This is a genomic window from Bacillus sp. 103mf, from assembly GCF_900116295.1.
Taxonomy (GTDB): domain Bacteria; phylum Bacillota; class Bacilli; order Bacillales; family Bacillaceae_G; genus Bacillus_A; species Bacillus_A bruguierae.
The window spans coordinates 338,775-362,254 of the sequence record NZ_FPAF01000002.1; the positions used below are offsets into that span (position 1 = coordinate 338,775).

Sequence of the window (23,480 nt, forward strand, 5' to 3'; positions counted from 1 at the left end):
CTTTTCTCTCAGTCCTTATTTACCCCAACGAAGAGCAACTGCTCCCCATGTTAAACCGCCGCCAAAACCAACTAATATGATGAGATCGCCATCTTGAATACGTCCATTTTGCAATTCTTCTACTATAGCAATCGGAATTGAAGAAGCTGACGTATTCCCAAACTTGGAAATTGTCGTACTCATTTTTTCTTGCGGTAAATTTAGCCGTTCTCTCGCTGATTCCATAATACGAATATTTGCTTGATGAGGCACTAAAAAGTCCACATCTTCTTTCGTAAGACCTTCTTTTTCTAAAACACGAAGACACGAATCACCAAGCTGACGAACAGCAAACTTAAAGACTTCTCTGCCATTCATCATAACATATTCATCACGATAAAGGTGTTTACCACCACTTCCATCCGCTCCTAATTCAAATGAAAGAATCCCTTTTCCTTCTGAAACGGCCCCCATAACAACAGCGCCTGCTCCATCTCCAAATAAAACCGCTGTATTTCGGTCATTCCAATCTACAATTTTAGATAATTTATCGCTACCAACTACTAATATATTTTTATAAGTTCCAGTTTGAATAAATTGTTGCGCTGTAATCATTCCGTACATAAAACCAGCACAAGCTGCGCTTAAATCCATCGCTGCTGCATGCTTTGCTCCGATTTCTTCTTGAACTACGCAAGCAACCGCTGGAAACGAACGGTCTGGTGTTACTGTTGCAACTAAAATAAGATCAATTTCTTCTCCGCTAACCCCTGCATCTTCAAGTGCTTTTTTTGCAGCTTCCACAGCCATATGTGAAGTATCTATTGTATCATCAGCAATTCGTCTTTCTTCAATCCCTGTTCTTGTTCGAATCCATTCATCAGATGTATCCATTATTTTCTCTAAGTCGTGGTTTGTGACAACTTTTTCTGGTACATATCTCCCGATCCCTAAAACGCCTACATTCACATTACAACCCTCCGATTTATATCAATTCTTATGACTTGGTACTAATTTTAAATGATAAGTTTCCTTTTGTCTATACGTTATTAATTTGTTATTTTATAGTACATTGCAAGTCTTTCTCGAAAATCACGCAATTCTGGATACAATTTTAAGTTGGACAACATCCCTTGAATAACTGGAACTCGCGGATGATCCGTTTTCATTTCTGATTCCAGTACATCTAGTGTAACCATTAATTCATCACTTCCTAATTGGTCTACTAGCGCACTCTTTAACTTCATAATTTCATTTATAAATAATTCTTCCTTATGTCCATTCATTACATTCGTATTGCACAAAAAATGATTGAGTTCTCGTTCTACAATGACTGGTTCGTCCTTTGAACGTTGCAGTCCCGCTACGATATCATCTATTCTCTTTAAGATAAATTTTGTCGTATACGCTATATCTAAATTTACCATATTAAAGATAATTAACTCTAAATATCCACGTGATATTCCTTCTAGCATGATAATTAAGTCAACAAGATGAGAGGTAATCTCTTCCCCATAAATAGAAAGTAAACTGTTTCGATAAAAAGCATGTGATTCTAGTTTCATTCTCGTCATAAATACTTCTACTTCTTTATTAAAGGGAATTACATTTTCTCTCATACACATAATAATGAATTCTTTTTTTTGTTGTAATTCGTCAAACTGACAATGTAATTGTTTTTCAAATTTCTCACGTGGAAGTAATACTTCTTTTTCAATATCCATCAGTTTATTTTGAATCTGATCGTAGTAATACTCGAGCGTTGCCAATACTAATGTATCTTTCGATTTAAAATACAAATAAAAAGCACCTTTAGAAATACCGCATTCTGTTGCTATTTCTTGAATAGACGTTGCATTCACGCCCTTCATCGCAAATAATTTGATTGCTGTTTCAATAATTAACCGTTCTTTTTCCTTCATCTTTTTCCTCTCCTAAAAAAACACTCTTATCCGCATTATGACTCATCAGTCAAAAATTGCAAGTAGTTCACAATATTTTACCTTTCCGTTGACTGTTGACCAGTCAGTCATTTATACTTTGGTTATTATGACCGATGAGTCAGTTTCAATAAAAAGGAGCGTAGAAATGAATAAAATGATTAACTTTTCGTTAAACAATAAGTTCGCCGTCTGGCTATTAACGATTATTATTACGATTGCAGGAATCTATTCTGGTCTCCGCATGAAATTGGAAACAATTCCGGACATCACGACACCACTTGTAACAGTGACAACCGTGTATCCTGGTGCTACTCCAACTGAAGTAGCAGAAAAGATTTCGAAACCAATCGAACAACGACTGCAAAACCTAAGCGGAGTAACTGTTGTCAGTTCCTCTTCTTATCAAAACGCATCTTCTGTTCAAGTAGAATATAACTTTGATAAAAATATGGAAAAAGCAGAGACAGAAGTAAAAGAGGCGCTCGCTAACTTACCTTTACCGGAAGGCGTAAAAGAACCGAAAATTTCTCGTCTTAGCATCAATGCTTTTCCTGTTATTTCATTAAGTGTCACAAATAAAAATGAATCTCTTGCACAGCTAACACAGCGAGTAGAAAAAGATATTGTTCCAGGCTTACAAGGATTAGACGGCGTTGCCTCTGTTCAAATTTCAGGTCAACAAGTAGAAGAAGTACAACTTGTCTTTAATAAAGAGAAAATGAAAGAATTAGGCCTTAGCGAAGAGACAGTCAAGAACATGATTAAAGGTTCTAACGTTTCTATGCCGCTCGGACTATATACATTTAAAGATAAAGAAAAATCCGTTGTTGTAGATGGCAATATTACAACGTTAAATGCTTTAAAAGAAATGAAAATCCCGCTTATCCCTTCTACAAACCAGGAGAGTTCACACGGGCTGGCTCAGGCGCAGCAGCCTAATATGAATCCAGTTGCAGCGGGGCAAGCATTGGCTATTCCAACTGTATCATTGCAAGATATTGCCGATATCAAACAAGTTGGAAAAGCAGAATCCATCTCGCGTACAAACGGAAAAGAAGCTATCAGCCTACAAATTGTAAAAGCTGCTGATGCGAATACAGTTGACGTTGTAAATGCTGTAAAGAACAAAGCAAATGATTTTGAAAAGAAATTTGCTAACATCGAAATCACTTCAACATTCGACCAAGGTGCGCCAATCGAAAAATCAGTTAGCACAATGTTAAGTAAAGCTATTTTTGGTGCCATTTTCGCTGTTATTATCATCATGCTGTTCTTGCGTAACATTCGAACAACGCTTATTTCTGTTATTTCAATTCCACTTTCTTTATTAATTGCAATTTTATTATTAAAAGAAATGGATATTACATTAAATATGATGACACTTGGGGCAATGACTGTCGCTATCGGCCGCGTTGTCGACGATTCCATCGTTGTTATTGAAAATATTTACCGGCGCATGGCTTTACCAGGTGAAAAATTAAAAGGAAAAGACTTAATTCGCGAAGCAACGAAAGAAATGTTCGTGCCAATTATGTCATCGACAATCGTAACCATTGCAGTCTTTTTACCGCTCGGTCTTGTGAAAGGAATGATCGGTGAACTATTCTTACCGTTTGCTTTAACAATTGTTTTCGCCTTATTAGCATCTCTTCTTGTAGCTGTTACAATTGTTCCAATGATGGCACATTCTTTATTTAAAAAGGAAAGTATGAAAGAAAAACAACAACATCATGAAGAGAAGCCAAGTAAACTTGCGAATGGATATAAATTCCTTCTAGAATGGGTATTAAACCATAAAATTATTACGTCTAGCATTGCGGTTTTATTATTAGTAGGAAGCATTGCATTTCTTCCGATTGTAGGTGTAAGTTTCTTACCATCTGAAGAAGAGAAAACAGTAATCACCTCTTATAATCCAGAACCTGGCCAAACATTGCAAGATGTCGAAAATATTGCGACAAAAGCAGAAGATTATTTTAAGAAAAATAAAGATGTGAAAACAATTCAGTTCTCACTTGGCGGAGAAAATCCGATGAGCCCGGGTAAATCGAACCAAGCATTATTCTTTGTTCAATACAAAGACGATACAAAGAACTTTGAGAAGGAAAAAGAAAAAGTCGTGAAAGATCTGCAAAAGATGACGGACAAAGGAGAATGGAAAAACCAAGACTTCTCATCTGGCGGAGGCAACAATGAAATTAAGTTATACGTATACGGCAATAATTTAGAAGAGATTAAACCTGTCGTAAAAGAGATTCAAAGTATCATGAAAAAAGAGAAAACGTTAAAAGATATCGACTCGAGCATTTCCAAAACATACGATGAATACACATTAGTGGCAGATCAAGAGAAGTTAAGTAAACTCGGACTAACTACCGCGCAGATAGGCATGGGACTTTCCGACTCTCACGAACGCCCTGTCTTAACAACAGTTAAAAAAGACGGAAAAGAAATGAATGTGTATGTTGAAGTGAACAAACAAAACTACGAAAACATCGATGATTTAACAAATCGAAAAGTACAAACGCCGCTAGGTACAGAAGTGACTGTAAAAGACATTATGACTGTAAAAGAAGGAGAAACGTCTAATACCGTAACAAGACGGGACGGCCGCGTATATGCAGAAGTAACTGCAAAACCAACAACAGACGATGTCGCAAAAGCTTCTCAAAACATTCAAAAAGAAGTAGATAAGCTAGACTTACCATCTGGCATTGAGGTGTCAATGGGCGGTGTATCTAAAGATATTCAAGAATCCTTTACACAACTTGGCTTAGCGATGTTAGCCGCCATTGCGATTGTATACTTCGTTCTTGTGATAACATTCGGCGGGGCACTGGCGCCATTTGCGATTTTATTCTCGCTTCCATTTACAATAATCGGTGCCGTTGTTGCCTTACTAATTTCCGGTGAAACATTAAGCATCTCTGCAATGATTGGTGCCCTTATGTTAATCGGTATCGTTGTTACAAACGCCATCGTATTAATTGACCGCGTTATTCATAAGGAACGCGAAGGTTTTACAACACGCGAAGCATTATTAGAAGCTGGTGCGACAAGATTACGCCCAATTTTAATGACGGCTATCGCAACGATTGGCGCCTTACTTCCACTTGCATTAGGCTTTGAAGGAAGCGGCCTTATCTCAAAAGGTCTTGGCGTCACAGTAATCGGTGGATTAACAAGCTCTACACTATTAACATTATTAATCGTACCAATTGTGTATGAAGTAGTAAGTAAATTCAAACGGAAAAACAAAGTAGCTAAATAAAGTGAAACTTCCATCAGTGGGATTTTTCTTCATCCCCACTGATGGTTAGTTGAACCAATCGGGCTTTTATGGGCAGTTATCCCCACCTCTCTTCTTTGCTTCCCTTTCAATATTGAGGTGGGGATCTTACTGCCCGTTAATGCGGGATAAAAAAAGCGAGACCTTTCCATCAAAACGGAAGGGTCTCACTTTTTTATTTTTCAGACCGACAAGTCACTGCTATGTAGAAAATAACATGACAGCTACTTGCTTTCTCCTTTTGTTTTAACCTTGTACGTGGCAGAAAAAGGCCCTGACCGCTTCTACGCACGGCCAGATGCTCTCACCCACCCTAAAAAGAAAGTGGTTTTTATGTCAGTTTTTCAATTCGTATTTATTTTACTCCTTCGCATCCGCTTTCCCAAGTTCATACGCTTCGCCCATAACTTTCATTAATAATTCCAATACAGGCTGTGCTTTTGCCATATCTAATGCCACACCGTGATCATCTAAAATCGCCTTTGCTTCTGGTAAATGCTTCATTGCGATTTGTAAAAACTGCATATTTTTTTCGTTCATATTTCCTCATCCTTTCCACATCAAAACTTTCTTTTCCAGTTTACCACGTGTTACTTGTCTCGTATAACTTCCTATATTTTTTTATATGAGAAATTTGACGCAGCATCCCCTTTTCTAAGGAAAACTTGCTCGGAACAACTATCTTTTCCTCATCACCTTTTAAACACTCTTTCTTCTGTATTTGATCCCCCCCTGTTTTCTGTAATATTTCAATTCCTTTTTGCCACCGGTTTTTCTCTTCGCTACAAAGAGCATATAGTTTCATTTCCAACTTCCTTTGACCAATCGTATATAAACAGTTCGCAACATCTTCAACATACAAAAGATCACATGTACATTCTTCTATAGGAAGAGAAATCGTTTGTTGTTTTAACCCCGCTAGAATGATGTGGTGATACGTCATAAATGATGGTTGCCACGGTCCATATACTGCCGGAACACGTAGTATGCAGTAATCTGCATCGCCTTTTTGTACTTCTCGTTCAATTTTTGAAAAAAGCATACTATTTTCATTGTCACTAGAAGCATGACTCACTTCTACAGAAGATGAAATAACGAATTTTATTTTTTTTCGTCTGCAAAAACTCTCAAATCGCTTTACATATTGCAATATGGTGCGTTCATTTCTAAAATTCTTTTGCTGATTCGGCTCACATAAGCAAAAGTATGCAGCATCAATATCTGTTTTCTCCAAAACTTCCCATCCGTCATGATCCCGCAACGAAAAATACATAAACAATGCATTTCGACCAATCAAACATAATTTTTCTTCATTTATTTTGGAAACACTGTTCATATCATCAAAATCAAACGCATACACTTCAATTTCTTCTTCAAGGAACTTCTGCACAAGATGATAACCTATAAACGTTAACGCCCCAACGACAATTACTCGTTTCATTTTCGCTCCCTCCTCACATACATAAAAAGCTCCTTATGTATAGGAGCTTTATAAATCTTCATACCACTTAAAAAACTGACATGCATTTTGCGCCATTTTATATTTTACATCCTGTAGATGAAATGATAATGAAGTCGGACAATTCTCTTGCAAACGTTTCTTTTCATATTCCCGAAACAACTGTTTTCGTTCTTTTTTTTCTTGAGCAGATACAAATATTTTTACTGGAACGGAGGATACTAAATATGGAAATGCTTTCTTTTCAATTTTTCGTTCTAATTCTGATTCCGCTGCATCATATGCTTGCATCAATTCACGAATTAATCGCTTATAAAAAAATTTGTGCTCTTTTTCAAATTCAACATGTGCTGGTAAATGAAGACACGGATTAAACATAAGAACCGAACGCACACATTCTGGATATTGCGCCATCATTTGCAGAGCAACAAGCGCACCCATCCCTTCTGCTATGATATGAATCTTTTCGTTCAAAATTTCCTTTTTCATAACAATATGATACAACCGCTTTGCCAGACGTACCGCCTGTTCATTCCCCCAATGTCTACCGTATAAATTAGAGGAAAAGACTGTATAACCCTTCTTTCGCAATTCGTTTAAAAGTTGTAGCCGTCCTGCATGCTGAAGCCATAAACTTGTACCATTCTCAATAAAGTAATTGTAGTCGCCTAATAGTAATATACCGAATCCATTTGGCTTTTCTGGCAAGTGAATCACACATGGCTCTTGTTCTAAAAAGAAAAAACGTTCCGTAATACTCATACTTCTCCCGCCTTATATGACAACATCAAATTTACTCTTTTATAATGTATGATACGAAGAGCAATTTGCTTTGCAAAAACGACAAATATTTTTCTATATTCTTTTTCGAGTTATGATACAATAAAGACAAACTGAACGAATAGAGGTGTAAAAAGATGCGTGTAATTTGGGCCTTTATCTGGTCGTTCTTGCTTGTGCAAATGATGAGCTACGTAATTAGCTCTATGACGCCAGGCGTTACATACGATTTTGGGCAAGCGTCTATTTTTTCTGTAGTTATTACTGTACTTGTGATCGCACTTGGAGCATTAATTCCAAACGAACCTGCACAGCAGCATTAATAAAAAAGAGTCCGGATATCCGGACTCTTTTTTATTGAACTTTGGCAATTAACTCGTTATTTGATACATCAATCAATACATGACTATGATCTGTAATCGTGCCGGCAATGAGCGCACGCGCTAACTTCGTCTCTACTTGACGCTGTACGTAGCGTTTTAGAGGACGCGCACCGTACATTGGATCAAATCCAGATTCCACAATAAACTCTTTGGCAGCATCTGTTAACTCAACCGTTATATGACGATCCGTTAAACGATGTTGCAACTCTTTCACGATTTTATCAACAATACCCTTTATTTCATTTGTTGTAAGTGGTTTAAAGAGAATGATTTCGTCCACTCGATTTAAAAATTCTGGGCGGAAGTGACCGCGAAGTTGCCCCATTACAAGGTTTCTTGCTTCTTCTTGAATAGAACCGTCTTCTTCTAATCCTTCAAGTAAATATTGCGATCCGATATTGGACGTCATAATAATGACTGTATTTTTAAAATCAACTGTACGTCCTTGTGAGTCTGTAATACGCCCATCATCTAACATTTGCAGTAAAATATTAAACACTTCTGGATGCGCTTTTTCAATTTCATCTAATAAAATAACAGAATACGGTTTACGGCGCACAGCTTCTGTTAATTGTCCGCCCTCTTCATACCCAACATAGCCTGGAGGCGCTCCGATTAAACGAGATACGGCATGCTTTTCCATGTACTCAGACATATCAATTCGAATCATTTGTTCTTCGCTATCAAATAAAGACTGCGCCAACGTTTTCGCAAGTTCCGTTTTCCCAACACCTGTTGGTCCTAAGAAAATAAACGAACCAATTGGACGATTTGGATCTTTAATTCCTGCACGAGCACGTAATACTGCATCTGCCACAAGACCGACCGCTTCTTCTTGTCCGATGACACGCTCAGATAAAATTTGCTCTAAACGAAGCAACTTCTCACGTTCTCCTTCTACGAGCTTTGCAATCGGAATACCAGTCCAGCGCGATACGATATTCGCAATTTCTTCTTCACTTACTTCTTCACGAAGAAGACGATTATCTTGCTGTTTATTCGCACTTGCTTCTTCTGCTTCTTTCAATTCTTTTTCTACAGCTGGAATTTTGCCGTGACGAAGCTCTGCTGCTTTATTTAAATCATAATTTCCTTCCGCTTCTTCTAGTTCCCTTCGCAAACGCTCTAAACTTTCGCGTAAATCGCGCACTTTATGAATTTCTTCTTTCTCTTTTTGCCACTGCGCCCGCATTCCACTCGCTTTTTCTTTTAAATCCGACAACTCACGCTGCAATGTTTGCAGGCGTTCCCTACTTGCGAGGTCCATTTCTTTACTTAGCGCAGCCTCTTCAATTTCTAACTGCATAATACGACGTGTTATTTCGTCTAGCTCTGTTGGCAGCGAATCAATTTCTGTCCGAATCGTTGCACATGCTTCATCAACTAAATCGATTGCTTTATCCGGTAAGAAACGATCAGAAATATAGCGATCTGATAACGTTGCAGCTGCGACAAGAGCACGATCATGAATATTCACACTATGATAAATTTCAAATCGTTCTTTTAAGCCGCGCAAAATAGAAATGGTATCTTCAACTGTCGGTTCTTCTGCTAATACTTGCTGAAAACGACGCTCTAATGCCGGATCTTTCTCAATATATTTGCGATATTCATCAAGCGTTGTTGCTCCGATGCAATGCAACTCTCCGCGCGCTAACATTGGTTTTAACATATTTCCAGCATCCATTGCTCCTTCTGTTTTACCAGCCCCAACAATAGTATGCAGCTCGTCGATAAATAATAAAATCTTTCCTTCACTTTTTTTAATTTCATTTAAGACCGCTTGCAGACGCTCTTCAAATTCACCACGGAATTTCGCACCTGCAACAAGCGCACTCATATCAAGTGAAAAAATCGTTTTATCTTTTAATCCTTCCGGTACATCTTTGCGGACAATACGCTGTGCTAATCCCTCAACGATTGCCGTTTTCCCAACACCAGGTTCACCAATTAATACAGGATTATTTTTTGTTTTACGCGATAAAATGCGAATCACACGTCGGATTTCACTATCACGTCCAATGACTGGATCAATTTTCCCTTGCCTTACTTCCGCCACTAAATCACGACCATATTTTTGCAAAGCTTCGTATGTTACTTCTGGATTTTGACTCGTCACTCTTTGATTCCCCCGAACTTCTGTTAATGCTTGCAATAACGCTTCTTTCGTAATACGAAACGACGTAAATAATTCACGTATATCATTCGTTTTCTTTTCATCACATAACGCAAGAAGAATATGTTCCACTGAAATATAATCATCTTGCAAATGCTTCGCTTCTTCTTCAGCCCTTACAAGCAACCCCTGAAGAGCGCTTGTAATATAAACTTTTCCTGCTTCCGTGCCTCCTCCTGTAACCGATGGCTTTCGCTTTAACAAGCGTTCTACTCCTTGCACGAACTGCTCTATATTTACATTCATCTTTTGGAAAATACGAATTGCTAATCCATCTTGCTGCTGAAGAAGCGCGGCTAAAAGATGTACAATATCAATTTCTTGATGATGATGCTTAATAGCAATTGATTGTGCACCCATAATCGCTTCTTGTGTTTTTGTCGTCATTCGATTCAAGTCCATCACAGCCACAACTCCTTTATAGTTTGACTTTTTTTGACCTTTGATTTGATTATACGACAAATCACCTATTTTATTCAACGATGAGGACTTTTTGACAATCTTATTTTTTGTAACTACTCAGCTATACCTTTTAAAAATTTAGAAAAGGGTATGATTCTAGTGAAGATGTGTCTCTCTATTACTTATAAATTCATTTTTTGTGCATAGACTGCTGTCATACAAACACAACAGGAGCCTGCACTTATTTTTCAAACCTTGCACGTGGCAGGAAAAGGCACTGACCGCTCCTATGCAGCGCCAGTCCCTCTCGACCATTTAAAAAAATGCTTCTCTGTCGGTTTTTCATAAAGTAACTGAGTAGTTATCTTTTTTATTTATTCACCAAAACAAATCCCGCAGCTTATAACTGCGGGATTTATTATGGTCTTCGTTTATATGTCCATTGTCTATTTTGATTTGTAACTTCTGGAAATTTATCTCCAGCAGAAAGCTTTACCATTTTCGGATCCTTAACCATACTTCCTGTTTCACCAATTTCAACATATATACCATCATTAGGTGCTTTTTGACCAGCTCGGAATCGATGACTTTGTCCCATGTCCATTCTCCTTCCATTCCATCATTACATCTTTAGTATGTCCCATTTTAGAAAACCTTTTCTGTTATGTTTAGGAAACCAAGCTCATATAATGAAATTACACATTTTAGCAGGAGATACATCAGTATATGTAGAAACAAAAAAAACTGGCCATAAAGACCAGTATCAAAGGAGAGTCAAACAACTTATACGAGAAGATTACATTTTCATTATAAACACGGTAATCCCCACATTGTAACCCCTTTCACAATTTGTACAAAAGGAAAGGAACATTATTCGAACTTTCAGAAAAAAACTTGACTTTTCTCGTTACCAATGACAAATAGTAGACAACGCAATCATGCAGGAATTAAGATGAATATACACAAAACTTTTTATAAAAGGTGTGAGACGCATGAAAAAACAACATTTAATTGCATTAGATTTAGATGGCACTTTACTTACAGACCAAAAAATAATTTCAGCTCGTACAAAACAAACCATTGCAAAAGCAAAAGAACAAGGCCATATCGTTGTAATCTCAACGGGCCGTCCATTTCGTGCGAGTCATGCATATTATAAAGAACTTGGCTTAAATACACCGATTGTAAATTTCAACGGCGCATACGTTCATCATCCACTTGATATGAACTGGGGAATGCATCACTCTCCACTCGAACTTACTACTGCTCAAGAAATCGTTCGTACGTGTATGGAATTTGGAGTGAAAAATATTTACGCAGAAGTAATTGATGATGTATATATGAAACAACTTGATGAAGACAAAAAACATATTTTCGAGTTCGGCTCTCCGAACATCTTCACAGGTGATTTACTCAATATTTTACAAGATCATCCAACTTGCTTATTAATTGATGCACATGAGTCAAAATCCAATTCTATTCGCCAACATTTAACAGATATGCATGCAGAAGTAATTGATCATCGCAAATGGGGAGCTCCTTGGCCGATTATTGAAATTGTGAAAAGCGGGTTAAATAAAGCAATTGGCCTCCAAAAAATTTCAAGTCACTACAATATCCCAAAAGAACGTATCATTGCGTTTGGTGATGAGGATAACGATTTTGAAATGATCGAATTTGCCGGACATGGAATCGCCATGGGGAACGCCATTCCAGAATTAAAATCATTAGCAAATCACATAACATTATCAAACGAAGAAGACGGCATTGCCCTTTATTTAGAGGAGGCACTTGGATTGTAAGGTGAAAATTCCCTGCTTATAGTCTGACACCAAGCGCACATACTATAGGAGACACAGCAAATGTGTCCATGCTTTTCTGCTAAAAGGAGGCATTACGAATGGGTAAAAAGAACAAATCAAAACGTTTCGTGCAACAAGGAGCAGATTCTGTTATGCAACACGACGCAAGATTCCCATACCGTGGTACATTAGCTGAAGCAGAAAAAGAACGAAAAAACTCTTCTCTCGGAGGGTTCTAATGGGTAACTTACTATTCCAACAAGCACGAGATGCCGTCTCACAAGCTGTATCTTGTTCAAATGATAGCGAACAGCAAGCACTTGTTAATAAAGCAAAAAATGCATTGCTGTCCGCTTATACGAATTCTTCTACTGCCGAAAAAGTACAATTGCGCGAAATGCAAGAAAAACTGCAAAGCATTTCAACAGGCGAGCAACTGTAACTAGAGGAACAAACAAAAAGAGGACCAAACGCGGTCCTCTTTTATTAATCTTTACGGAACAATCCAAACACCCCAACTGTTTCGAGAACGTTTGTGAATGCACCTGGATCTACTTTTTTTATAACTCTTTCTAATTCATATAACTCGTAGCGAGTAATAACGATCATTAACATCTCTTTATTTTCATTTGTAAACGCACCTGTCGCTGGAACTGTAGTAATTCCTCGAACTAATCGTTCATGAATTGCCTTTCGCACCTCTGTTCCATTTTTCGTTACAATAAATGCCGTAATTTTCACATGACGCGTATGTATGGCATCAATAATACGTGAAGATACATATAATGTCACTAACGTATAAAGCGCTTTTTCCCAACCATATAAATAACCGGCCAGGGTAATAATAATCGCATTAAACAAGAAGAAATACGTTCCGACCGGCTTATCTTTCACCCTAGATAAAATCATCGCGATGATATCTAAACCGCCTGTTGAGGCTCCCCACTTTAAAGCAAGTCCTACTCCTACCGCAGAAATTACCCCTCCAAAAATGGCATTTAAAATAATATCATGAGATACAGCTTTTACTGGTACTATCTCTAAAAACAACGTCATAAATATGACACTTAAAAAACTAAATAATGTGAATGACTTCCCTACTTTTTTCCAAGCTAAAATAACAACAGGAATATTAAACAAACTAAAAAGAACTCCCGTTGAAATATGTATTGACAGAAAATCTCCTAACACTTGTGAAAGCAATTGCGATAATCCAGCAAAACCACTAGCATACACTTTCGCTGGTGTTAAAAATAAGTTCATTCCAATCGCATTCAACAAACCGGCAACGATAACAACGACTAATTTTTTGGTAAGCTCAGCATAATTCAGTTTTAAGTCCATATCTCCCAGTCCACCTTTATATAAATTCCATCGTATACATTATACATAGTCTTAACGAAAACGGAAATGATAAACATACAACCGTTATGAAGGGAGTTGAATCATATGCCTCATACAAGTGACAACGACAAAAAAGCGCGTGATAACAACGCAAAACGCACGCAAAAAAATGAAGAACAGCAAAAAAATATACAGCAAGGAAAACGCGCTTACTCCAAAAAGACGGATCATCTATAGTAAACAATTTTCTTACTTATAATTAACTCATTTTATTCTTATGATTTAAACTCGGATCCTCTACTTAATGCGAACAAACCCTCCTCGTACATCGACATTTTCGTTGATGTACTTTTTTATTTCTACAAAAGTCATCTCGAATTCACATCATGTTCACTTTCTTTTTCTACAATAGAAACAACAACTTTCGGATGAGGTGTTTACATGAAACGAAAACAATTATTTATTGCGACAGCAGCGCTCGGTACATTAATGTTAGCTGCCTGCGATCCAAAAGAAAGTTCCGATCCAATCGCAACTTCTACTACTAGTACGATAACAAAAGGCGAATTTGATAAGGCGTTAAAAGAACGCTTCGGAAAAGATATGCTCTATGAAATGATGGCACAAGATATCATGATTAAAAAATATAAAGTGTCCGATGATGAAGTTGATAAGGAATTTAAAAAAGTGAAAGAACAAGCAGGCGATAATTTTAAAATGTTCCTTGAAAGTAACCGAATGAAAAACGAAGACGATTTAAAAAAACAAATCCGCTCTAGCTTAGCTATCGATAAAGCAATTAAGCAAACGATAACTGAAAAAGACATAAAAGCCCGATATAAACCAGAAATTAAAGCTAGTCAAATTTTAGTAAACGATGAGCAAACGGCCAACGATATAAAAAGACAACTTAATAGCGGTGCATCATTTGAAGATTTAGCAAAAAAATATTCCGAAGATACTATTTCAAAAGAAAAAGATGGAGATTTAGGTTACTTCGGTCCTGGAAAAATGGTACCTGAATTTGAAGATGCTGCTTATAAATTACATGTCGGTGAAATAAGTGAACCTGTAAAATCAACAAAAGGCTACCATATTATTAAATTGACAGACAAAAAAGATTTAAAGCCATACGACGAAGTAAAAGATTCCATTCGCAAAACACTTGAGGCTGAGCGTATACAAGATAATACGTGGCGTCAAAAAGTATTAATAGACGAATTAAAGAAAGAAAACATTAAAGTAAAAGACAGCGACTTAAAAGATACTTTTACACGTTTTGAACAACCACAAAAATAGCCGAACAAATTACATTTGTTCGGCTATTTTTTATATTACTTTTTAAAATATGTCCAACCTTCTTCTTGATAAACCTTTTCTTCTTTCATCAATTTACCAAGAGCACGTTTGAAAGCTGCTTTACTCATATTAAAACGCTCCCCAATATCTTCTGGATAACTCTTATCCCAAAACGGCATTGCACCGCCGCGGCTTTCCATATATTCATAAATAACAGCTGCATCATCTTCCATCCCTTCTTCTTTACGAGGAAGAAGAGAAATATTAATTGTTCCGTCCTCTTTCACATCAATAATACGTCCTGTTACGCGTTCTCCAATACGCACTTGCTCTTTGCGTTCAGAATGGTGCAAGAAGGCACGAAAATGTTCATCCGTGAATACAAATGATCCCACTTGCAACGAACGATACACACGACCATTTACATTTTTATTGCGCATAGATGGCGTCGCTTCTACTACAATTTCTTGCATATCCGCATCTCTTGCTGGAAGAGCAATTAAACGGCCGCGATTTGTTAATTTTAATGTACAATATAACTCATCGTCTTCTTGCGGCCATACTGGTGTATAAATTGGAAACTCATCAGCTGGAATTAATATATCTTTCGAAACACCGATATCAACAAACACCCCTAAACGAGGCTTCACTTCCACAACTTTTACCCAATTCCAATCTTCCGTTGTAATAAGCGGCGTTTTCATCGTTGCTGCTAAACGTTCTTGATGATCATGATATAAAAACACATCAATCGTGTCGCCTTCTTCAATTTCTCCAGCAACTTCATTTTTATGTAAAAACACTTCATCTTCTTCGTAACCGACCATATATCCAATTTCTGTTTCGCGTAAAACCGTTACTTCTTCAATCGCTCCTGGTTGTAACTTCATAGTTTTAATTCCCTTCTCTATATACTTTATCTTATTCTAACAGGTGTTATCTTCATATAAAAACACCCGCATCGAGAACAGCTTTATATTATTTTTTATCATTCCAAACAAAGTTTCATTATACACGTTTTTTCCTTTATTTGTCCAACTGACCAAAATTCACTATAATAAAGTGAGACTTTAATCATTGAGGCGGTCTTCTTCAATGATTATTAGTCGAACCAATCGGGCCTTTATGGGCTGTTTATCCCGCCTATCCTACGAATGTATTTCTCGCTATACTTTAAGCGGGATATTACAGCCCGTTAAGGCGGGGTAGAGATGGAATTTAATTTGGAGGTGCTTATTATGGCAAAAGATAGTTCTTTTGATATCGTTTCAAAAGTAGAGTTTCCAGAAGTAACAAACGCTATTAACATCGCTTTAAAAGAAATTCAAAATCGTTATGACTTTAAAGGAAGCAAAAGTGATATTAAATTAGAAAAAGAGGAAATCGTTTTAACTTCTGATGATGAGTATAAACTTGATCAAGTAAAAGACGTTTTGATTTCAAAATTAATTAAGCGTGAAGTTCCGATCAAAAACTTAGATTACGGAAAAGTAGAAAGCGCTTCTGGCGGGACAGTACGTCAACGCGCAAAATTACAACAAGGCATTGATAAAGAAAATGCTAAAAAAATTAATAACATTATTAAAGACTTAAAATTAAAAGTAAAAACACAAGTACAAGATGACCAAGTTCGTGTAACAGGAAAAAGCCGTGATGATCTACAAGCAGTTATTGCAGCTGTGCGCGGAGCTGATTTATCAATCGACGTACAATTTATCAACTACCGATAGTCATACATAAAGTGAAACTTTAATCAGTGGGGGTTTTCTTCCCCCACTGATTATTAGCCCTCACCAATCGGGCTTTTACGGGTAGTTTATCTCCCACCTTACTTCTTTGCTTTCGCTGAAGTTTGAGGCGGGAGTATTATTGCCCACGAATAGCGGGATAAAAAGAAACTGACCAAAATCCATCTTTTGGTCAGTTTCTTTTATTTCTCAAGATGATTCCGTTCCTTTTCGTTTCTTTATCAATACAAGGAAGATGATAAATAACACATTCACACCTACTAAAGCAGCAATAAACGACCAGTTCCATCCTGATTTCCCTGCAAGTGCATATACATTCGCAGTTTCTCTTTTCAACACAATGTAATATTTTCCGTTCTCTTCTCGCACCCTATCATCTTCTAACAATCCGCGCAGCTCATGATCTTTCCCAAATTCATTTGCAACAAGTTCCACTTTTTTTGTTTCTGTCGTGTTATTAATCGCGATAAGCGTTGTTTCATCTTTATACTTGCGCTTTATTACGCTCATACCATCTTTATCATATAATAGTTCAAATGTTCCGTAACGAAGAGATGGTAATGTTTTGCGAAGTTCTCCTAATTTCCCTATATACTGCAAAAACTTCTCATCCGCTTTAAAATCCATTAAACGGCGATTATCAGGCACCTTCCCTCCATCTAATGCAATTTCAGTGCCGTAGTATACAAACGGAATGCCAGGTGATGTATATAAATAGGCAAGCGCTAATTTCAAGCGGGCCGGTGGAAAATATTTATTTTCTTTTGCTTTTCTAACAAAACGCTCCGTTTGGCTATTATCTACAAACGTCCCCTCTAGAGTATCATCGCTGCTTTTCGTCACATCATACAAGGGCTTTACAGAAACATTCGGCTTTGCAAACACATCTGTCATGCGCTCTTGATAAGCTCGATTCAATACACCTTTCGCTCCTTCTATTTGCGTATCCGCTATTACAAAAAAATCTTGTTTCACACTCTGCATAGATGCAATCACTTCATTCAAAACTGACTTCGGAATATTCTCGTTATGTATCAAATGATAACCGTCTATATCCGTCTCCTTAATCCATTGTTTCGCATATTCAATCGTGCCCGTTTTATCTTCATTATTCACTACAAATTCAAGCATTACTTTCATATCTCGCTCGTGCGCTTCTTGGACGAGTTGCTGCATGTCCTTCACCTGGCCAAAATGTTCATTCATTTTTGTTATATCAGTTGGATGATACCCATCATAACTACTACTTGCAGTGGGCGGTGACAACAAAACAGTAGTAAAGCCCATCTCTTTTATATAATCAAGTCGTTTTATAATCCCCTGGATATCCCCTCCTTGATATGCATCTAAATGATTCGTATCAATCTCTTTATCATTTCTAGAATCACCATTATTAAAACGATCGATCATAATAGAATACACAATTTCATCTTGCCACTGCCTCGTTTCCTTTGCCGACACATGAATGGGTAATTGAAATACAAACAATAGACATATGAAACATAAAAAATATTTCCCTAACTCCCTCTTCACATTGCTTCCCCCAAATTTTCTAATTATAAGAAAAGTATAACAATTTATACTCCTCTCGTATACTAACGCATTTAGATCACATAGAAATACGATATGTTATATTTCCTCACATAAAAAAATAATTTTCAGAAAAATTTGTTGATTTATTTTTATTTATTGAATATGATACTAGATATATTTATTTGATGTGAACTTATATAACATAACAGGAGGGAAAACGATGCATATGGAGGATACAGTATTTCTTTTTTTAGCCACCGTCATGGTGATGATTATGACACCTGGGCTCGCTTTATTTTACGGGGGAATGGTTCGCAGTAAAAATGTACTTAGTACAACGATGCACAGTTATAGTGCAATGGCAATCGTGTCCATTCAGTGGATTTTCATCGGTTATTCTTTAGCATTCGGACCTGATTGGAATGGGCTCATCGGTAATTTTGATTGGTTCGGTCTACAAAATGTTACTTTCACACCAAATGAAGCCTACAGCTCGACAATTCCACATAACTTATTTATGATGTTTCAACTGATGTTCGCAATTTTAACTCCCGCTTTAATTTCCGGTGCATTCGCAGAACGAATGCGGTTTTCCGCTTTTCTTATCTTCATCTTACTTTGGACGACACTTGTATACGATCCCGTTGCTCATTGGGTTTGGGGCATCGGCGGATGGCTTCGTGAACTCGGTGCACTTGATTTCGCAGGGGGCAATGTTGTCCACATTACATCCGGCGTGGCTGGTCTCGTATTAGCTATTTTCCTCGGAAAACGAAAAGATGCTCACGACTCTTCACCGCATCATTTACCATTCACAATTCTAGGAGCAGGTTTATTATGGTTTGGCTGGTTCGGTTTTAACGTCGGCAGCACATTAACGTTAAATGAAGTTGCCCTCACCGCTTTTATTAATACAAATACTGCTGCTGCCGCTTCTGCGCTCACATGGATGCTGGCGGAATGGTTCTTCCAAACAAAACCAACTGTACTAGGTGCCGTATGCGGAGCTGTTTCTGGTCTCGTCGCAATTACACCAGCTTGCGGGTTCGTAACACCACCCTCCGCTCTTATTATCGGCGCAATCGGCGGTGCACTTTGCTTTTTAGCAGTCTATTTCCTAAAACATAAGCTCGGTTACGACGACGCGCTCGACGCCTTCGGTTGTCACGGTATTGGCGGAACTTGGGGCGGCATTGCAACAGGACTTTTCGCTACAACATCCGTTAATAGCGCAGGCGCAGACGGACTATTTTACGGAAATGCTGCACTTCTTTGGAAACAACTCCTCGCAATTGGGGCGACCTACGCATTTACAGCTGTAGTGACGTATGCAATCATTAAAGGAATCAGCTTATTCCTCCCCGTTCGTGCACATGAACATGAAGAGAAAATGGGACTCGACCTTTCCCTTCACGGCGAAAGAGCATACGAGCAAGTCGAAACTCCACTTATTGGAGATATTTTAGATGGAAAGTTAAACCATTCTTCTAAATAGCTCGCCTTTAAACAAAATTACAAAAAGAGGATTTCATATTGAAATCCTCTTTCTTCTATATACTTCTTCAACTTACGAAATCCGGATTATCTGAAATGGATTCATAAAACTACTTAATAGGTAATCTACCTAATTTGATTAAAGGTACGCTCTTTCCCTAGATATAGGGCATAACATATAAAAAGAATCCAACTATTATAAAGGAGCTCTATGAATTATTATGATAAATCCAGTTTTTAACACCACAAGACAAGCAGGTGCGGGTGCCGCCGTCACATATGGTGCTGCACAACAGACACTTCATGCAATTCATCAAGTGATGGCAACAGATCCTCTTTTTGCACATGTCGTATATCATCATGTTATACCCCACCATGTTGCACATCATTATGTCATATATCCAACTGATTTCTCAACAATTCCGTTTGGTTCAACATACTATCTCTAAGGAAAGCCTTCTGCTTTCCTTAGAGATAGTATGTTTTCAGGACTCACGTCTTCATATAAATTAGGGACACCGCCTGGGGCAACTATTACACTTGTCCTTGTATTATTTTTAATTTGCGGTCTATGCATTCAATGGGTTTGGAAATCTATTCGTTCTAATCGTGTGTAGAAGGAATAAAAGATATTTCAATCTGTGACCTATTACCTTAACAACAACGGAAGAAGGAAAAGATTTCAAATACGCTTATTAGAAACAAGGTCATAGCTTATACGCTATGACCTTCAATTTTATTCTTTAATATTTATATTGTACTCTTTAAACCAAACATGAATTTGCCCTAAATGCGCCAACAGCTGCGGCCCTGTCATGAGTTGCCCAAACCAAGGCGTTTGAAATGCACTGCCACCTGATTCAATTAATCCATGCAACTGGTCGTTATCAAATAATTCATGAAGAATCGACTGTTTATCCGTTAATAGCTCTTGTAGCCATGAAGTGACAGCCTTCGTATAATACGGGTTATGGGTTTTCGGGTATGGACTTTTCTTTCTATACAACACATCATTTGGCAAGACACCTTCTAAAGCCTTGCGCAATAGACCTTTTTCGCGGTTTTTATACATTTTCATTTCCCAAGGAATATTCCACGCATATTCGACAAGGCGATGATCTGCAAACGGCACACGCACTTCTAGGCTAGCTCCCATACTCATTCGGTCTTTTCGGTCAAGCAGCGTTGTCATAAACCAAATCATATTTAAATAAAATAACTGTCTTCTTTTTGTATCCAGTATGCTTTCTCCTTCTAACACCGGAGTTTCATGCACTGATTCTTCATAGCGATACTGAACATACTCTTGTAAATTTAGTTTTTTGCGCCATTCTTTTTTTAACAATTGTTCACGAGCTTCTGTTGACCGCATCCATGGAAACGCACTGGATTGTAAATCATCTTCGCGGTAAAACCACGGATAGCCACCAAAAATTTCATCAGCGCATTCACCTGATAAACTTACGACAAAATCTTGTTTAATTTCTCGGCAAAACCATAGTAATGAAGAATCAATATCCGCCATCCCCGGCAAGTCACGAACAATTACGGCTTCCGTTAAATGTTCCGCTAAATTTTCATTAGAAATCACACAGCGATGATGGATCGTATCAAATGTATTTGTCATTAACGTAATAAACGGAGTATCTGAATTTGGCTGAAATGCATTTGATTTGAAATACTTTTCGTTATCTTCATAATCAATCGAATACGTATGAAGCTTCCCTTTTCCTTCTTGCTCATACGCCATCGCTGCAAATGCGGTAATCGCGCTAGAATCGACGCCGCCTGATAAAAATGTACAAAGCGGAACATCCGATACTAACTGTCTTGTAATGGCATCTTGCAACAGAAAACGAACTTGCTCGACCGTTTCTTCAAAATTATGTGTGTGCTCTTCACTCACAACATTCCAATAGCGCCAAACTTTTAAACCATCTTTTGAAAATGTAAGTGCATGACCTGGGCGCAATTCATCAATTCCAGCAAATATACCATGCCCAGGAGTTCGAGACGGACCTAATCCAAATACTTCTGCTAATCCCTCTGTCGTAATCTCCGTCTTCACATCAGGATGAGCTAAAATCGCTTTTAATTCTGAGCCAAACAACAATCGCCCAGCATCATGTTTATAAAATAGCGGCTTTACTCCTAAACGATCACGCGCAATAAAAACTTTTTCTTCCTGTTCATCCCATACAGCAAATGCATAAATACCATTTAAATGATTCACACACTGTTCTTTCCATTCCACATAAGAAGCGAGCAACACTTCTGTATCAGAATGCCCCTTAAACGTATAACCTCTTTGCAGCAATTCTTTCCGAATATCTTCTGTATTATATAGTTCGCCGTTATAGCAAATGGCGTAACGTTCTTCTTTTTTCTCCCGCACCATCGGTTGTCTACCGCCTTCTGGATCGACAACGATTAACCGTTTATGCCCAAAAGCAACATGATTCCGAAGCCAAACGTTCGTATCATCCGGGCCCCTTTTCGCGAGCGTTTCGGCCATCTTCGTTATTGCTTCTTTTTCTTGTAATAACACTTTTGTATAATCAACCCACCCTGTAATGCCACACATTGCGATCACCCTTTCTCATCTCATATCCGCAGTCTGTTTTTATTCTATGCCCAATTTTGATTCTATGTTCCTTTGTTTAAATAAAGACTGAACTGTCTATAACAAGAACAGAAACTTCTATATAAAGGAGCGAACACGAATGAAACAGCGTAAACATATTTTGTATAGTCAACCGCGTGCTCATACAATTGGAAATGTTGAATATATAAACGAAGAATGGGTATTTTTTGACGAAGAAAGCGATGAAGCTTTTTTACTAGAAGATATGATTGAAGATGGATTTGAGATTTTATATAACAATAATTGGTTACCTGCTCGTTTTTATGAACATAATATTTTGCAAGTAGCAAATGAACATCATCCGCTGCAAAACGGTGAAACCATTCGCATTCGAAAAAAGTTGCTTTCAAGCTATTATGAGTGGATAGAAGAGCTTTCAGATTCATCCTTTTCACTTGTCGCGGAAACATTACAATCACTAGGCTACTCTTTATACGACTGCATCTATGCTCACAATTTTTTATCATTTCAGCCAAAAAACCATTCATGCGAAGGCGTTAATATTCTCTTATTTGATAATGAAGAAATGATTTGCGCCCTCCATCACCATTATGTCCGCTATTCTACAAACAATAAGGATTTATTTAAAATTACAAAAGCGGATGGGGATGAATTGCACGTTGGAAATTAACAACAAAAGCACGTTATCTCACTTATAGAGCGAGATAACGTGCTTCTTTTTTTAAGCAAACGGTGAAAATCCTAGCGGTAATCGTAACCCAAGATATAACACAACTAAAAAAACAATAACAAATTGAGCCCAAAACGCCCCTGTTGTTTTCCGTTTACTTACTTTCACAAGAATCATTTCCATCGCAGCAATTACCCATACACCACCAAGCATTTTGATACCATACAACATGTGTGCTTGTGCTGTAGCCGTTTTTACAATACCCATGTACAATAAAACGCCCGTTACAATGATAATGATGTACATCAAACGAAGTACCATATGTACGCCTGTTGCTTTTTTTCCCGCTGTGTACATGGAATACGCAACGAAGAATAAAATCAAACCTAATGCCCACGCAGTAATATGCATATGTGTTGTCATGTAATCTCTTCCTCCTCTTTCCCCAAACTTTCTCACTTTACATAATACCACGTCCATTTCTTTTCAGGAAATATTTCGCTTTTTTTCCACTCAAATGATATAATATTTAGAGTATTTACAAACTTCTTGTAAAAACAAAGGGGGAACTAGC

General features: G+C 37.6%; 23 protein-coding genes. 11 read left to right on the forward strand and 12 right to left on the reverse strand.

The window, feature by feature from the left end; all coding sequences use genetic code 11:
- Positions 1–15 precede the first annotated feature (15 nt).
- On the reverse strand, positions 16–948 hold the full coding sequence (fabH, locus tag BM350_RS08285; protein ID WP_090915816.1) for a beta-ketoacyl-ACP synthase III: 933 nt from the start codon (positions 946–948) through the stop codon (positions 16–18).
- An 80-nt stretch (positions 949–1,028) separates the two neighbouring features.
- Positions 1,029–1,901 carry a TetR/AcrR family transcriptional regulator gene (locus tag BM350_RS08290; protein ID WP_090915814.1) on the reverse strand — a complete coding sequence of 291 codons (873 nt, stop codon included), beginning with the start codon at positions 1,899–1,901 and terminating at the stop codon, positions 1,029–1,031.
- A gap of 166 nt (positions 1,902–2,067) precedes the next feature.
- Between BM350_RS08290 and BM350_RS08295 the strand changes: the two genes are divergently transcribed.
- Positions 2,068–5,193 carry an efflux RND transporter permease subunit gene (locus BM350_RS08295; RefSeq protein ID WP_090915812.1) on the forward strand — a complete coding sequence of 1,042 codons (3,126 nt, stop codon included), beginning with the start codon at positions 2,068–2,070 and terminating at the stop codon, positions 5,191–5,193.
- 378 nt (positions 5,194–5,571) lie between these two features.
- Here BM350_RS08295 and BM350_RS08300 read toward each other — a convergent pair whose 3' ends face one another.
- From BM350_RS08300 to BM350_RS08310, 3 genes are read right to left on the reverse strand one after another with little or no spacing between them, the layout of a single operon-like run.
- Positions 5,572–5,751, reverse strand: a complete 180-nt coding sequence (locus tag BM350_RS08300) for a ComZ family protein (RefSeq protein ID WP_020059831.1) — start codon at positions 5,749–5,751, stop codon at positions 5,572–5,574.
- 40 nt (positions 5,752–5,791) lie between these two features.
- Positions 5,792–6,652 (reverse strand): NAD-dependent epimerase/dehydratase family protein, encoded by an 861-nt coding sequence (locus BM350_RS08305; RefSeq protein WP_090915810.1) that lies wholly within the window; start codon positions 6,650–6,652, stop codon positions 5,792–5,794.
- Positions 6,653–6,700: 48 nt separating this feature from the next.
- Positions 6,701–7,432: an alpha/beta hydrolase family protein gene (locus BM350_RS08310; RefSeq protein ID WP_090915808.1), complete on the reverse strand. Its 732-nt coding sequence runs from the start codon at positions 7,430–7,432 to the stop codon at positions 6,701–6,703.
- A 155-nt stretch (positions 7,433–7,587) separates the two neighbouring features.
- Here BM350_RS08310 and BM350_RS08315 point away from each other — a divergent pair, with 155 nt between their 5' ends.
- Positions 7,588–7,773 (forward strand): YjzD family protein, encoded by a 186-nt coding sequence (locus BM350_RS08315; RefSeq protein WP_090915806.1) that lies wholly within the window; start codon positions 7,588–7,590, stop codon positions 7,771–7,773.
- Positions 7,774–7,804: 31 nt separating this feature from the next.
- On the opposite strand, the gene clpB is transcribed toward BM350_RS08315, so the two are convergent.
- Positions 7,805–10,411 (reverse strand): ATP-dependent chaperone ClpB, encoded by a 2,607-nt coding sequence (clpB, locus tag BM350_RS08320; protein WP_090915804.1) that lies wholly within the window; start codon positions 10,409–10,411, stop codon positions 7,805–7,807.
- A 418-nt stretch (positions 10,412–10,829) separates the two neighbouring features.
- Positions 10,830–11,009: a YjzC family protein gene (locus BM350_RS08325; RefSeq protein WP_020059836.1), complete on the reverse strand. Its 180-nt coding sequence runs from the start codon at positions 11,007–11,009 to the stop codon at positions 10,830–10,832.
- A gap of 394 nt (positions 11,010–11,403) precedes the next feature.
- Between BM350_RS08325 and BM350_RS08330 the strand changes: the two genes are divergently transcribed.
- The 3 genes from BM350_RS08330 to BM350_RS08340 all read left to right on the forward strand — a co-directional run bounded on the left by BM350_RS08330 (position 11,404) and on the right by BM350_RS08340 (position 12,655).
- Positions 11,404–12,213 (forward strand): Cof-type HAD-IIB family hydrolase, encoded by an 810-nt coding sequence (locus BM350_RS08330; RefSeq protein WP_090915802.1) that lies wholly within the window; start codon positions 11,404–11,406, stop codon positions 12,211–12,213.
- Between the two features lie 98 nt (positions 12,214–12,311).
- Complete coding sequence (locus tag BM350_RS08335; RefSeq protein ID WP_090915800.1) at positions 12,312–12,452, forward strand: competence protein; 141 nt, start codon at positions 12,312–12,314, stop codon at positions 12,450–12,452.
- Entirely contained in the window at positions 12,452–12,655 is a 204-nt protein-coding gene (locus BM350_RS08340; protein WP_090915798.1) for a DUF3813 domain-containing protein, read from the forward strand. The genes BM350_RS08335 and BM350_RS08340 overlap by 1 nt, the downstream gene beginning before the upstream one ends.
- Before the next feature lie 44 nt (positions 12,656–12,699).
- On the opposite strand, the gene BM350_RS08345 is transcribed toward BM350_RS08340, so the two are convergent.
- Positions 12,700–13,557 carry a YitT family protein gene (locus tag BM350_RS08345; RefSeq protein ID WP_090915796.1) on the reverse strand — a complete coding sequence of 286 codons (858 nt, stop codon included), beginning with the start codon at positions 13,555–13,557 and terminating at the stop codon, positions 12,700–12,702.
- A 105-nt stretch (positions 13,558–13,662) separates the two neighbouring features.
- Here BM350_RS08345 and BM350_RS08350 point away from each other — a divergent pair, with 105 nt between their 5' ends.
- Complete coding sequence (locus BM350_RS08350; protein WP_090915794.1) at positions 13,663–13,794, forward strand: DUF3941 domain-containing protein; 132 nt, start codon at positions 13,663–13,665, stop codon at positions 13,792–13,794.
- A 204-nt stretch (positions 13,795–13,998) separates the two neighbouring features.
- A complete protein-coding gene (prsA, locus tag BM350_RS08355; RefSeq protein ID WP_090915793.1) occupies positions 13,999–14,856 on the forward strand; it encodes a peptidylprolyl isomerase PrsA in 858 nt (285 codons plus the stop codon).
- A gap of 35 nt (positions 14,857–14,891) precedes the next feature.
- Here prsA and BM350_RS08360 read toward each other — a convergent pair whose 3' ends face one another.
- Positions 14,892–15,746: a CvfB family protein gene (locus tag BM350_RS08360; protein WP_090915758.1), complete on the reverse strand. Its 855-nt coding sequence runs from the start codon at positions 15,744–15,746 to the stop codon at positions 14,892–14,894.
- Positions 15,747–16,094: 348 nt separating this feature from the next.
- On the opposite strand from BM350_RS08360, the gene BM350_RS08365 reads away from it, so the two are divergent.
- The gene (locus BM350_RS08365; RefSeq protein WP_090915756.1) at positions 16,095–16,586 is read left to right on the forward strand and encodes a YajQ family cyclic di-GMP-binding protein; all 492 of its coding nucleotides are present in this window, start codon (positions 16,095–16,097) and stop codon (positions 16,584–16,586) included.
- Between the two features lie 207 nt (positions 16,587–16,793).
- On the opposite strand, the gene BM350_RS08370 is transcribed toward BM350_RS08365, so the two are convergent.
- The gene (locus BM350_RS08370) at positions 16,794–18,137 is read right to left on the reverse strand and encodes an alpha-amylase family glycosyl hydrolase (RefSeq protein WP_090915754.1); all 1,344 of its coding nucleotides are present in this window, start codon (positions 18,135–18,137) and stop codon (positions 16,794–16,796) included.
- Positions 18,138–18,357: 220 nt separating this feature from the next.
- Between BM350_RS08370 and BM350_RS08375 the strand changes: the two genes are divergently transcribed.
- Together BM350_RS08375 and BM350_RS08380 are read left to right on the forward strand one after the other, a co-directional pair.
- Complete coding sequence (locus BM350_RS08375) at positions 18,358–19,632, forward strand: ammonium transporter (RefSeq protein WP_090915752.1); 1,275 nt, start codon at positions 18,358–18,360, stop codon at positions 19,630–19,632.
- Between the two features lie 220 nt (positions 19,633–19,852).
- Entirely contained in the window at positions 19,853–20,080 is a 228-nt protein-coding gene (locus BM350_RS08380; RefSeq protein ID WP_090915750.1) for a hypothetical protein, read from the forward strand.
- Positions 20,081–20,367: 287 nt separating this feature from the next.
- On the opposite strand, the gene asnB is transcribed toward BM350_RS08380, so the two are convergent.
- Positions 20,368–22,215, reverse strand: coding sequence for an asparagine synthase (glutamine-hydrolyzing) (gene asnB / locus BM350_RS08385; protein WP_090915748.1), 1,848 nt, complete (start codon positions 22,213–22,215; stop codon positions 20,368–20,370).
- Positions 22,216–22,354: 139 nt separating this feature from the next.
- Between asnB and BM350_RS08390 the strand changes: the two genes are divergently transcribed.
- The gene (locus BM350_RS08390) at positions 22,355–22,906 is read left to right on the forward strand and encodes a DUF2777 domain-containing protein (RefSeq protein WP_090915746.1); all 552 of its coding nucleotides are present in this window, start codon (positions 22,355–22,357) and stop codon (positions 22,904–22,906) included.
- A gap of 51 nt (positions 22,907–22,957) precedes the next feature.
- On the opposite strand, the gene BM350_RS08395 is transcribed toward BM350_RS08390, so the two are convergent.
- Complete coding sequence (locus BM350_RS08395; RefSeq protein ID WP_090915744.1) at positions 22,958–23,329, reverse strand: YisL family protein; 372 nt, start codon at positions 23,327–23,329, stop codon at positions 22,958–22,960.
- Positions 23,330–23,480 lie beyond the last annotated feature (151 nt).